We start from the raw sequence: 12,192 nt of genomic DNA, 5'->3' as shown, positions 1-12,192 counted from the left end.
TGTGTGTGTCTTACATCGTNNGAGCTGGGGGGCTCGCCCGGCGCAGGTGTTCCCCCCCGGCTCCGAGGAGGGGCCGCGCACGGCCCCGCGTCCGTCGCCGGGCCCCGCCGCCCCGCCCGCCTACGCCGGTTCCGGGGCCCTCGTGCCGTACCGCCGGCCCGCCGCCGCGGCGGCCAGCCGGTCCAGTGCCTCGTCCCTCCCGCACGGGTGCGCGCCCAGCGCCGCCTGCCGGGCCACGATCGACCGCTCGGCGCGCATCAGCCGCCAGCCCCGGCGCAGCAGGAACGGCACCGGCTTGCGGCGCTCGCGCAGGTCCCGCAGCAGCCGGCGGCGGAACGTCGTGGACGGCCGGCCGCGCAGGCACAGCGCGTCCGCCAGCACCCCCAGCTCCTCGCAGCGCCGCACGATGTCGGCCGCGAAGACGCCCTCCGCGACGAACACCGGGGCGTGCGCGAGGTCCAGGGTCCCGCGGCCGGCGCGGGAGCTGGTGGAGATGTCGTACACGGGGACCGCGGTACGGCCCGTGGCGCACAGCTCGACGATCGCGGCGACCGCCGCGTCCGCGTCCCACGACCCGGGGGAGTCCCAGTCGACGTCCGTGCCGCCCGGCACGAGCGGCAGGGTCGGATCGCCGCCCTCCTTGTAGAAGTCGTCGAGCCGGAGCACGGGGAGGCCGGCGCGGGCCGCGAGGGACGACTTGCCGGAACCGGAGGGGCCCGCGAGCAGCACGACGCGGGCCGGGAAGGNNGGGGAACTCACGGGACACCAGTGTGGACCACGCCCCTGGCCGCGGGCCCTCCGCCCCGGGCACCGCCCGGCGGGGNGNNNNGCGGCNGNNNCGCNGGGNNNGGTCCCGCGCACGCGTCCGGCCCCGCCCCCGGCGGAGGGGAGGCGGGGCCGGGCGCGGCGCGGACGGGGCCGGGCGCGGCGCGGTTCAGTACGCCGAGCCGGACACGCCCAGGGAACCGGTCGGGTGCCAGACCGTCTTGGTCTCCAGGAACGCCGTGAGGCGGCCCGTGCCGGGGTCGGCGGTCCAGTCCTCGCCGCCCGCCTCCCGGGGGCGCAGGACGCGCTTCAGGTTGTCGGCCGCCGCGATCTCCAGGTCGCGGGCGAGTGCGGGGTCCGCGCCCGTCAGGTCGATGGCGTTGACGTCCTGGTGCGCGGCGAGCGGCGCGGCGAGCTCCGCCGTACGGCCCGACAGGATGTTCACGACCCCGCCCGGCACGTCCGACGTGGCCAGCACCTCGGCCAGCGACAGGGCGGGCAGCGGGACCCGCTCGCCGGCCACGACGACCGCCGTGTTGCCCGTGGCGATCACCGGGGCGAGCACCGACACCAGGCCCAGCAGCGACGACTCCTGCGGGGCGACGACGGCGACGACACCGGTCGGCTCCGGCGCGGAGAGGTTGAAGTACGGCCCCGACACCGGGTTGGCGCCGCCGACGACCTGCGCCACCTTGTCCGTCCAGCCCGCGTACCAGACCCACCGGTCCACGGCGGCCTCGACCGCCTCGGCGGCCTCCGGCTTCGACAGGCCCTCGGCCTGCGCCACCTCGCGGACGAACTGGGCCCTGCGGCCCTCCATCATCTCCGCGACCCGGTACAGGATCTGGCCGCGCAGGTACGCCGTGGCGCCGGACCAGCCGCCGAACGCCTTGCGCGCGGCGACGACCGCGTCCCGCGCGTCCTTACGGGAGGCGAGCGGCGCGTTCGCCAGCCATGTGCCCTTGCTGTCTGCCACCTCGTACACCCGGCCGCTCTCGCTGCGGGGGAACTTCCCCCCGACGTACAGCTTGTAGGTCTTGAAGACCCTCAGACGGTTCTGGTCACCGGTGTTGCTCGTCATCGCTCGTCCTCCGGGCTCGACGGGGCGAGGTACGCCTCCAGACCGTGCCGGCCGCCCTCGCGGCCGAAGCCCGACTCCTTGTAGCCGCCGAACGGCGACGCCGGGTCCAGCTTGTTGAACGTGTTGGCCCACACGACGCCCGCGCGGAGCCTGTCGGCGACCGCGAGGACGCGGGAGCCCTTCTCCGTCCAGACGCCCGCCGACAGGCCGTACTGGCTGTTGTTGGCCTTGGCGACGGCCTCGGCCGGCGTGCGGAACGTCAGCACCGACAGGACGGGGCCGAAGATCTCGTCGCGGGCGATCGTGTGGGCCTGCGTGACGCCGGTGAACAGCGTCGGCGCGAACCAGTAGCCCGTCGACGGCAGTTCGCAGGCGGGCGACCAGCGCTCGGCGCCCTCCGCCTCGCCGGTCTCCGCGAGCGCCCTGACGCGGGCGAGCTGCTCGGCGGAGTTGATCGCGCCGATGTCGGTGTTCTTGTCCAGCGGGTCGCCGAGGCGCAGCGTGGACAGGCGGCGCTTCAGGGCGTCCAGGAACTCCTCCTGCACCGACTCCTGGAGCAGGAGGCGGGAGCCCGCGCAGCAGACCTGGCCCTGGTTGAAGAAGACGCCCGTGACGACGCCCTCGACGGCCTGGTCGATCGGCGCGTCGTCGAAGACGATGTTGGCGCCCTTGCCGCCCAGCTCCAGCGTGAGCCTCTTGCGGGTGCCCGCGACCTGCCGGGCGATGGCCTTGCCGACGGCGGTGGAGCCGGTGAAGGCGACCTTGTCGATGTCCGGGTGCTCGACCAGCGCGGCGCCCGCGTCCCCGTACCCGGGGACGATGTTGACGACGCCGCGGGGCAGGCCCGCCTGGCGGCACACGTCCGCGAAGAACAGCGCCGACAGCGGGGTCGTCTCGGCCGGCTTGAGGACGACCGTGTTGCCCGTCGCGAGCGCGGGGGCGATCTTCCACGCCAGCATCAGCAGCGGGAAGTTCCACGGGATGACCTGGCCGGCCACGCCCAGCGGCTTCGGATCGGGGCCGAATCCCGCGTGGGCGAGCTTGTCGGCCCAGCCCGCGTAGTAGAAGAAGTGCGCGGCGACCAGCGGCAGGTCGTGGTCGCGGGTCTCCCTGATCGGCTTGCCGTTGTCCAGGGTCTCCAGGACGGCCAGTTCGCGCGAGCGCTCCTGGACGATCCGCGCGATGCGGAACAGGTACTTGGCGCGCTCGGAGCCGGGCAGCGCCGACCACGGGCCGAACGCCCTCCGGGCGGCCTTCACGGCCCGGTCCACGTCCTCGGCCCCGGCCCGGGCGACCTCGGAGAGGACCTCCTCGGTGGAGGGGGAGACGGTCTTGAAGACCCTGCCGTCCGCGGCCTCGGTGAACTCGCCGTCGACGAACAGGCCGTACGACGGGGCGATGTCGACGACCGAGCGGGACTCGGGAGCGGGTGCGTACTCGAATGCAGATGCCATGGTGATCAGTCCACCGTCACGTAGTCGGGGCCGGAGTACCGTCCGGTGGCCAGCTTCTGACGCTGCATCAGCAAGTCGTTCAGCAGGCTCGACGCGCCGAAGCGGAACCAGTGGGGGTCCAGCCAGTCCCCGCCCGCGGTCTCGTTGACCAGGACCAGGTACCTGATCGCGTCCTTGGAGGTGCGGATGCCGCCCGCCGGCTTCACGCCCACCCGGACGCCGGTGCGGGCGTGGAAGTCGCGCACGGCCTCCAGCATCAGAAGGGTGTTGGCGGGGGTGGCGTTGACCGGGACCTTGCCGGTCGAGGTCTTGATGAAGTCGGCGCCCGCGAGCATGCCGAGCCAGGAGGCGCGGCGGATGTTGTCGTACGTGGAGAGCTCGCCGGTCTCGAAGATGACCTTCAGCCGGGCGGAACCGGCGGCCTCCTTCACGGCGCGGATCTCCTCGTAGACCTTCAGGTGGTTCCCGGCCAGGAAGGCGCCCCGGTCGATCACCATGTCGATCTCGTCCGCCCCGGCGGCGACCGCGTCGCGGGTGTCCGCGAGCTTCACGTCGAGCGCGGCGCGGCCGGCGGGGAAGGCGGTGGCGACGGAGGCGACCTTCACGTCCGTCGAGCCCGCGTCGGCGAGGGCGGCCCTGGCGGTGGCCACCATGTCGGGGTAGACGCAGAGGGCGGCCGTGTGCGGGGTGGCGCGGTCGGTCGGGTCGGGACGGACGGCCTTGGCGGCGAGCGCCCGGACCTTGCCCGGGGTGTCCGCGCCTTCGAGCGTCGTCAGGTCGATCATGGAAATGGCCAGGTCGATGGCGTACGCCTTGGCCGTGGTCTTGATCGAGCGCGTGCCGAGGGCGGCGGCGCGCGCTTCGAGGCCGACGGCGTCCACGCCGGGCAGCCCGTGGAGGAAGCGGCGCAGTGTGCTGTCGGACGCGGTCACGTCAGCGAGTGCATGGGTGGGCATGGTCACCAGGGGAGCATATCTACGCGCGTAGCGGCCTGTACAGCCGGGGGCGGCGACGCCGTGCGGGAGGAGGGGCGGACCTTATACCAATCGAACCGGCCCGTGGAGCCGGGTGGGGCGGGTCACGTGTACGCGGCGCGGAGCCGACCGTGACGGCGCACAGGCACGGCGTTCCCTGTCGCCCGGCGCCGTCTCCCTGTGTCGGCGTGGCCCTCGACCGCTGCGCGTCACGGAGCGGAAACCCCGCCGGAGGAAACCGGCGGGGCCTCACCCGGTGCTCACGTGCCCCCACGGACCGCGGGTGAACTCACGGGACCGTGCGAGGACAGAGCCTCCGGTCACGCGCCTTCGGAAGGATCTACGGCTGAGTCGGACATTTCCTCGATTGCCTTAATCAGTCCGCCGGCCAAGGCGAGCACATTCTCCTGGAAGAATCCGATTCTTATATAGAATGCTTCCTGGGAAGGCATCATGACCGGAGCGGAGGCCAATGCGGCCAACAGCGCGTGAACCTCGCCGAGCTGGAACTCCGGATTCGGCTCGGCAACCTTCTCCATTAGTCTTTTGGTGTTTGCGCGGTCGATGCCGAGCCGCACAATGGAAGAGATATCTCCATCAGAGTGACTTGCGTGGAACATGAGCGTCTCGCGAATCAACCGCCTCTGTAATGGCGTCAATCGCAGAAGGACTCCACTGCGAGTCGCCGTGGCTATCACCCTTGTTCTCATGGCGTTGCACACCTTCCACTTTCGAAGTCGTCTCGACTGTATGTGAAACCGTGAACGTTGCGGCCGGTCGTCGCCATCAGTACACCTCGACCTGAGTCGTGTGCCACGCACGATCCGGTCTCCGTGTCCGTATGTGTCATCTTGCCTCGCCACGACGCGAAATAAGAAGCCGGGGCATCGGAGTTATGCCCGATACCAGGAAGATCGTGATCTGCGGCAGAGAAGGTGCCGTCGTGCATCCGCTGTACTGGTACTCGACACCGTCGGCTATGTCCGGGCCATGCAAACTGTCTATCCGGTCGTAGGTGTCGTCATCGAACCTACCGTCGACAGGGTCCCGTCCATTGCAGTTGTGGACCAGAACCGGCGTCTCACCCGCCAGCACGTAGTACGTGTGGAGGGCAGGTCCTTCTCACCTGCATTTTCGCAGGTCAGCGCCGATTCACATGCCCGCGGAAGTCCGCCGGCGTACACCGTTGGCGGGTCCGGTCGCCGTCAGCGTTGCCGTCAAGCACCCCTGAAGCCCACCGGAAAGCAACCCGGTGGGGCTTCAGGCTTACCGATGAAACCCTAGGGGTGCCATCGAATCCTTCTTCATGTCAGCAGTCGCAATCGGTTACGATGACGATTCGATTCGCTCGACCTCGCGGCGGATCGGGCCAACCCGGGGAACTCGATCCCACCACCACTCGCTATCCGATCGCTCACCGCCATCAAGACGGCGAACAGTTCCGGATTCATCGATCTCAGTGAACTGCATGAATCTGGAGTCGGCATCATCGAGCGCCCGCCCGAATCCCCCAGGAAAATCCGAGTCGATGTCTTTCATGCCACGAGAGACGAAGCTCCGGAGCGCGAGGGCGGCAATCAAGTCGTAGACGCCCCACACCGTCCTGTCGGAATCGGGCAGCCCAATCTCCGCCTCAATCCTGAGAACGTGATTGCGCCAACCCTCCAACAGCTCGACCAGCCCTAGGGCCCGCTCCGGGGTGACTGGAACCGAGACGCCCTCCAGTCGGCGGACATCCACATCCGTCAGGAAACATCGGAGCCATTCGCTTCGTTCACTTGCATTCATCCATCCACCTGCCAGGGTAATACGACGTGGACTTGCTGAGCCGTGAGTGGGAAGACTCAGCGGCTCATGTCATGGATCGTGGGGGTGGTGACGATTCATTCGCAGGGGCTCAGGGGCTCAGGGGCTCAGGGGCTCAGGGGTGGTGGTGAACCGTTCCCGGTTCGGTAGAGGCTCTGTTCCGTGAAAGGACTGGGCCATGGCGCGTCCCTCCTCCCGTCCCGCCGAACTGCGCGAACGAGCGGTCCGCGGGGTCGCCGAGGTCCGTGGCGACCCTACGGACGAGTCGGCCGCGCTGCGGGCGGTCGCCCGGAAACCGGCCGCCGGTTCGGCCGGCACCCTGCGGAACCGGGTGAAGCGCGAGGAAGCCGATTCCGGGTCCGCCGGGCGGGGCGGACCCGGGCGGCCGGGCTACAGGGCGAGGCGGGGCAGGCTGTCGGTCACCGCGTCGGCGAAGGCGCGGACCCGGGCGTTCTCCCGGCCGGAGTGCCAGACCAGGCCGAGCGCGGACTCGGGCAGCCCGGTCACCGGGACGTACGCCACGTCCCGCCGGTGGTGGTACTCGGTGGTGGGGTGGCACAGCAGCATCACGCCCCGGTTCGCCGCCACCAGGGACAGCCCTTCCTGGAGGGTGCCGACCGCCGGGCCCTGCGGCACGGGGGCGCCGGACGGGGTGCGGGTGGGCGCCTGCACCTCGCGCCAGTAGTCCGGGGCCGGGGCGGCCACCCCGACGAGCGGCGAGTCCGCCAGCTCCTCCGCGTCCAGCAGGGGCCGGTCCGCGAAGGGGTGCCGGCGGGAGACCGCCAGGTACTGCGGCTGGTGGGAGAAGACGGGACCGAGCACGAGCTCCGGCTCCCGGACGGGCAGCAGGACGACGGCGGTGTCCACCTCGTCCCGGTGCAGCGGCCCGAAGGGGTCGGAGAGCGGCAGCTCGGTGATCCGGGTCTCGCAGCCGGGGTACCGGTCCTCGAACTCCCCGATGACCTCCATGAACCCGTACCCGACGACGCCCTGGAAGCCGATCCGCAGCGGGCCGCTGTCCCCGAGGGCCGCCGCCCGGGCGTCCTCGACGGTGGCGCGCAGGGCGGCGTACGCCGGGCGGAGGGAGCTCAGGAAGTCCTCGCCCAGGGGCGTGAGGCGCACCCGCCGGCTGGTGCGGTCCACCAGGCGGGCGCCGACGCGCCGCTCCAGGGAGCGGATGAGTTGGCTGACCCGGCCCTGGGACACGTACATGCGCTCCCCGGTCCGCCCGAAGTGCAGCTCCTCCGCGAGGATCAGGAAGCACTCCAGTTCGCGGATCTCCACCGTGCCCACCGGCGGGTGCTCCCCGGCGGCGGTTCTCGGTCCTGTGCTTGCCATGGTCGTGTCCCTCCGGCGAGGCTGTGCTGGTCGCACGTGTCGCGCACCCCGCTGTTCGATTAGCTCACCTCATGGAAGCATGAGATCTTCGAACTTGTTCCGCTTCCCCCACACGAGTTGGCTGGGGGCATGGCAAAAGTTGACGACCCGTCCGTAAGCGCGCCCGCCGCGCCGGGGAGATCCGCGAGGAGCGGGTGGCCCGCGGTGGTGGCGGTGGCGGCCGGAACCTTCACCGTGGTCACGTCGGAGATGCTGCCGGTGGGGCTGCTCACCCCGATCAGCGGCTCGCTGGACGTGAGCGAGGGCACGGCGGGGTTGACGCTCACCGTCACCGGCCTGGTCGGCGCGTTCTCCGCGCCGCTGGTCACCGCGGCGGTGGGCCGGCTCGACCGGCGCGTGGTGCTCTGTTCCCTGATGGTGCTGCTGGCGGCGGCCAACGTGCTGGCCGCCTGGTCGCCGAACTTCGCGGTCATGATGGTGGCCCGGGTGCTCATCGGCATCGGCATGGGCGGCGTCTGGTCGCTCGCGGGCGGCCTGGGCGCCCGACTGGTCCCGGCCAAGTCCATCGGGCCGGCGACGTCCACGATCTTCAGCGGTATCGCCATCGCCTCGGTGGTGGGCGTGCCGGCCGGCGCGTACATCGGCGAACTGGCCGGCTGGCGCGAGGCGTTCCTCGCCGTCGCCGCGCTGGCCGTGCTGGTGACCATCGCCATGGCCGTCCTGCTGCCGCCGCTCCCCGCCGAGCGGGCGGTCGCGCTCGGCGGTGTGATGCGGCTGTTCGGCAACGCCCGGGTGGCCACCGGCCTCCTCGTGGTGGCCCTGCTGGTGACCGGCCACTTCGCCGCGTACACCTATGTCCGGCCGATTCTGGAGGACGTCTCCGGGGTCCGGTCCTCGATGATCGGCACGCTGCTGCTGGTGTACGGGATCGCCGGCATCGCGGGCAACTTCCTCGTCGGCGCCCGGGTGGGCCGGTCGGTGCGGGGCGTCGTGCTGGTGCTCAGCGTGGCCCTGGCCGCCTCGGTGCTGCTGATCCCGCTGCTCGGGCTGTCCGTGGCGGGCGTCGCGGTCCTGCTGGTGGTGTGGGGCCTGGCCTACGGAGGGGTGTCGGTGAGCACCCAGACCTGGCTGGCGCTGGCCGCCCCGGACGCCAGGGAGGGCGTGACCTCCCTGTTCGTGGGCGTGTTCAACGGGGCCATCGCGCTGGGCGCCTTCGCGGGCGGCCTCGCGGTGGACGCCTCCGGCCCCCGGTCGGTGCTGTGGCTGGGCGGCGCGCTGGCGATCGGCGCCCTGCTGGCCACCCTCCTCGGGAAGGCGCCCTCGACGGCCCCCGCCGCCGCCGGTCCCCAGGACTGAACCGAGCAACCGGCCGGCCCACCGGGCCGCCGGTCCGGCCCGGTGGCCTTTCACTCCCCTGCGGCCACCGGGCCGCCCCTCCCCGGGCGGAGCCCTGACCTGGGAAAGCACAGGGGCGCGGCACCGTGCGCCCTTCATCCGGCTTTCAATCATGGCCTAATATTTACGTTTCATGACTATTTAATACGAAACTCTTGCATGCTGCACCCCTCCTCGTGCATGAATGGTCACGTTCAGTCCAGTGAGACGAGACGCGACCACGGGGGACAGGGAGTCATGTGCGCACGACCACCTCTCGGCGGCATCGGCCCGGCCCGACCGGGCGAGCCCCGGAGGGCGTACACCCGGTCGATCTCCGCCCGCGTCTCGAACAGCGGGAGGAGCACAGAGTGAGAACATCCGGCATTCCGGCCGCCCCCGGCGACGGGCGGCGATCGGAGCCCCTCATACGGGAGCTGACGCTCCGCCACGGGCCGGTCCTCGACCGGGCCCGGGAGGTCGTCCGCACCCGGGAGCACTGGTCGCCCTACCCGGAGGACCCCGACGCCTACGGCCCCGGCGCGGCGGCCGCCGCCCGGGACGCCCTCGCCGCCCTGCGCGGGCGGGTGCTCGACCTCGGCCAGCCGGGACGGGACGGCCTCGTCGGCCCCGCCCCCGCCGAGGGCGGCGAACGCTCGCCCTACGGACCGGAACTGGCCGTCGCCTACACCCACCACGACCCCGACGTCCTGCTCCCCGCCATGCGGCGCGCCATGCCGCGGTGGCGGGAGGCGGGGGTGACCGCACGCGCCGCGGTCTGCGCGGAGATCCTGGCGCGCATCAACGCCGCGTCGCACACGTTCGCCCTCGCCGCCGAGCACACCAGCGGCCACAACCCGGTCATGGCCTTCCACGCCGGCGCCGTGCACGCCCAGGACCGGGGGCTCGAAGCCGTCGCCCAGGCCGTGGAGGAGCAGACCCGGCTGCCCGGCTCCTTCGTCTGGAGCAAGCCGATGCCGGACGGCGAACCGTTCGTCCTGGAGAAGACGTTCACGCTCCGGCCGCGCGGGGTGTCGCTGCTGATCGCCAACAGCGTCTTCCCCGCCTGGAACGGCTACCCCGGCCTCTTCGCCTCCCTGGCCACCGGCAACCCCGTCCTGGTCAAACCGCACCCGAGCGCCGTGCTGCCGCTCGCGCTGACCGTCCGCACCGCCCGGGAGGTGCTGGAGGAGGCCGGATTCGACCCGAACCTCGTGTGCCTGGCGGCCGAACGGCCCGGCGAGGGGCTCGCCCGCCGGCTCGCGGTCCACCCCGACGTGCGGATCGTGGACTACGCGGGCACCGCCGGGTTCGGCGACTGGCTGCGCCGGAACGCCGTCCAGGCACGGGTGTTCACCAGCACCTCGGCGGTCAACAGCCTGCTCCTCGAATCCACCGGCGACTACCGGGGCATGCTGGCCAACCTGGCCTTCGGCCTCGCCCTCTACAGCGGCCAGCTCTGCACCAGCCCGCAGAACCTGCTGATCCCCCGGGACGGCATCGCCACCGACGAGGGCCACCGGACCTTCGACCAGGTGGTGGCCGACCTCGGCGGCGCGCTGGGGGACCTGCTCGCGGACGACGCCGCCGCGGCCTCCGTGCTCGGCGCCCTCCTCTCGCCCGAGGTGCTGGCCCGGGTGGACAAGGCCGCGTCGGGCGCCCTCGGCGAAGTGGCCGTCGCCCCCCGCCGGGTCGTCCACCCCGACCACCCGGAGGCGGTCGTCCGCACCCCCGCCGTCGTGGTGCTGGACGCGTCGCGCCCCGGCGACCTCGCCACCCTGTCCACCGAGTGGCTGGGCCCGGTGCACTTCGCGGTCGCCGTGGACTCGGCCGCCGCCGGCGTCGAACTGCTGGCGCGCACCGCCCGCGAGCGGGGCTCCCTCTCGGCCGGCGCCTGGACCACCTCCCCGGAGGTCGAGGCGGCGGTGGAGGAGGCGTGCGCCGAGGCCGGCGTCATGGTCTCGTTCAACCTGCGGGGCCAGTGGTACATCACCCAGTCCGCCGTCTACTCCGACCTGCACGGCACCGGCATGAACCCGGCCGCCGACGCCGTCTACTGCGACTCCGCCTTCGTCACCGGCCGGTTCCACGCGGTGGGAGCCCGCCGCCACCGCGCCGGGCGCTGAACACCCGCCCCGGCTCCCCCACCGGGCGGCCGCGGTCCGCGCCGGGTCCCCGTCCGCCGGCGCGCGAAACCCGGAACGGCCCGTCCACCAGGCTCCTTCCGGACGGCGGCCCGGTCCGCGCCACCGCCACCGCCCCACGGGCCGGAGGCGTACCCGACCGCCCGCGCCCTCCTCCTCCCACTCACCGTCCTGAACCCCCCAGGGAGTACACCCGCATGCTCTCGACAACCACCCCCCTCCTCGACCCTCCGCTGCGCGGCCGCGAACGCGAACTGGCGCGGGTCGGCACCGTCCTGGAGACCACCCGCCCGGGCGGCACCGCCCTGATCACCGTCGACGCGCCACCGGGCTACGGCAAGACCCGAATACTGCTCGCCTCCATGGACCTGGCCGAACGGCACGGCTACGCCGTGGCCGGACCGGCGGCCACCCACCGCCTCCCGGGCGGTTCCGTGCTGATCGTGCTGGACGAGTGCCAGAACCTGGGCCCGGGGGCCGACCGGGGGCTGCTCACCCGGCACGACGCCCACCACGACCGGGTCGTCTGGCTGACCGCCCGCCGCACGGACACCGGCCGGGACCGGTGCGGCGCCCTGCTGTCGGACCCGCGGTGCCGCCACGAGCGCCTGTCACTGGAGCCGCTCGCGCCGGCCGCCGCCCGGCAACTGGCGGCGGACGTCCTGGGGCTGCCGCCGGGTCCGGCGGTGGCCCGGCTGGTGGAGCGGGCCGGCGGCCACCCCCGGCTGCTCGTCGACCTGCTGCTCGGGATGCGCGAGGAGGGCACCGTCCGCACCGACGGCACCGAGGCCGAACTGGTCGGCTCCCGGCTGCCGGAGCGGGTGCTCGCCTGGGTGCGCACGACGCTCGCCCAGTACTCGCGGGAGTGCCGGCAGTTCCTGAGCGTGGCGGCCGTCCTGGGCGCCGAGGTGGAGTACGCCGAGCTGTCGACCGTACTGGGCCGCCCCCTGTCGGCGCTGCTGCCGGTCATGGAGGAGGCGTGTGCCACCGGTGTGGTGCGGCACGCGCCCGACCGGCTCGCCTTCCACAGCGGCCTCGCCCGCCAGGCGGTCCAGGACGCGGTGCCGGGCGCGCTCAAGCGGGTGCTGTACCAGGAGATCACCCTGCTGCGCGCGGCCGGCGGCGTCTCCCCGGGCCCGCACCACCCGGCGGGTGCCCGGCCGCCGGGCACCGGGGGCGCCCCGCGGCCCGGGACGGCGGCCGAACGCGGCCCCGGCCTCCGGGACGCCGCCCACCAATACAAAAAAAACACATCA

The 12,192-nt window shown here is 72.5% G+C and carries 9 protein-coding genes and 1 pseudogene; 3 read left to right on the top strand and 7 right to left on the bottom strand.

Going from position 1 to position 12,192, the window contains the following annotated elements:
* Positions 1 to 120: 120 nt before the first annotated feature.
* The 7 genes and pseudogenes from MW084_RS04200 to MW084_RS04170 form a co-directional block, all read right to left on the bottom strand.
* Positions 121 to 746, bottom strand: a pseudogene (locus tag MW084_RS04200) (ATP-binding protein); the annotation flags it as partial.
* Positions 747 to 934: 188 nt separating this feature from the next.
* Entirely contained in the window at positions 935 to 1,846 is a 912-nt protein-coding gene (locus tag MW084_RS04195) for an aldehyde dehydrogenase family protein (RefSeq protein WP_010468335.1), read from the bottom strand.
* Complete coding sequence (locus MW084_RS04190) at positions 1,843 to 3,300, bottom strand: aldehyde dehydrogenase family protein (protein ID WP_010468333.1); 1,458 nt, start codon at positions 3,298 to 3,300, stop codon at positions 1,843 to 1,845. Before MW084_RS04190 ends, MW084_RS04195 begins: the two co-directional genes overlap by 4 nt.
* A 5-nt stretch (positions 3,301 to 3,305) precedes the next feature.
* Positions 3,306 to 4,256 carry a deoxyribose-phosphate aldolase gene (gene deoC, locus MW084_RS04185; RefSeq protein ID WP_420833727.1) on the bottom strand — a complete coding sequence of 317 codons (951 nt, stop codon included), beginning with the start codon at positions 4,254 to 4,256 and terminating at the stop codon, positions 3,306 to 3,308.
* A gap of 338 nt (positions 4,257 to 4,594) precedes the next feature.
* Positions 4,595 to 4,852 (bottom strand): hypothetical protein, encoded by a 258-nt coding sequence (locus MW084_RS04180; protein WP_158684297.1) that lies wholly within the window; start codon positions 4,850 to 4,852, stop codon positions 4,595 to 4,597.
* A 748-nt stretch (positions 4,853 to 5,600) separates the two neighbouring features.
* Positions 5,601 to 6,062 (bottom strand): hypothetical protein, encoded by a 462-nt coding sequence (locus tag MW084_RS04175; RefSeq protein WP_158684296.1) that lies wholly within the window; start codon positions 6,060 to 6,062, stop codon positions 5,601 to 5,603.
* A 408-nt stretch (positions 6,063 to 6,470) separates the two neighbouring features.
* The gene (locus MW084_RS04170; protein ID WP_010468325.1) at positions 6,471 to 7,373 is read right to left on the bottom strand and encodes a LysR family transcriptional regulator; all 903 of its coding nucleotides are present in this window, start codon (positions 7,371 to 7,373) and stop codon (positions 6,471 to 6,473) included.
* Between the two features lie 249 nt (positions 7,374 to 7,622).
* Between MW084_RS04170 and MW084_RS04165 the strand changes: the two genes are divergently transcribed.
* From MW084_RS04165 to MW084_RS04155, 3 genes are all read left to right on the top strand, one after another.
* Positions 7,623 to 8,774: an MFS transporter gene (locus MW084_RS04165; protein ID WP_010468323.1), complete on the top strand. Its 1,152-nt coding sequence runs from the start codon at positions 7,623 to 7,625 to the stop codon at positions 8,772 to 8,774.
* A 389-nt stretch (positions 8,775 to 9,163) separates the two neighbouring features.
* Positions 9,164 to 10,918 carry a phenylacetic acid degradation protein PaaN gene (gene paaN, locus MW084_RS04160; RefSeq protein ID WP_010468320.1) on the top strand — a complete coding sequence of 585 codons (1,755 nt, stop codon included), beginning with the start codon at positions 9,164 to 9,166 and terminating at the stop codon, positions 10,916 to 10,918.
* Between the two features lie 215 nt (positions 10,919 to 11,133).
* The coding region (locus MW084_RS04155; protein WP_476718368.1) for a P-loop NTPase family protein at positions 11,134 to 12,192 on the top strand (1,059 nt) is incomplete at its 3' end.

The sequence above is a fragment of the Streptomyces sudanensis genome (assembly GCF_023614315.1).
Taxonomy (GTDB): Bacteria; Actinomycetota; Actinomycetes; order Streptomycetales; family Streptomycetaceae; genus Streptomyces; species Streptomyces sudanensis.
The sequence above is the reverse complement of the archived record's forward strand: the minus strand, read 5'-3'. Positions and strand labels throughout refer to the sequence as shown.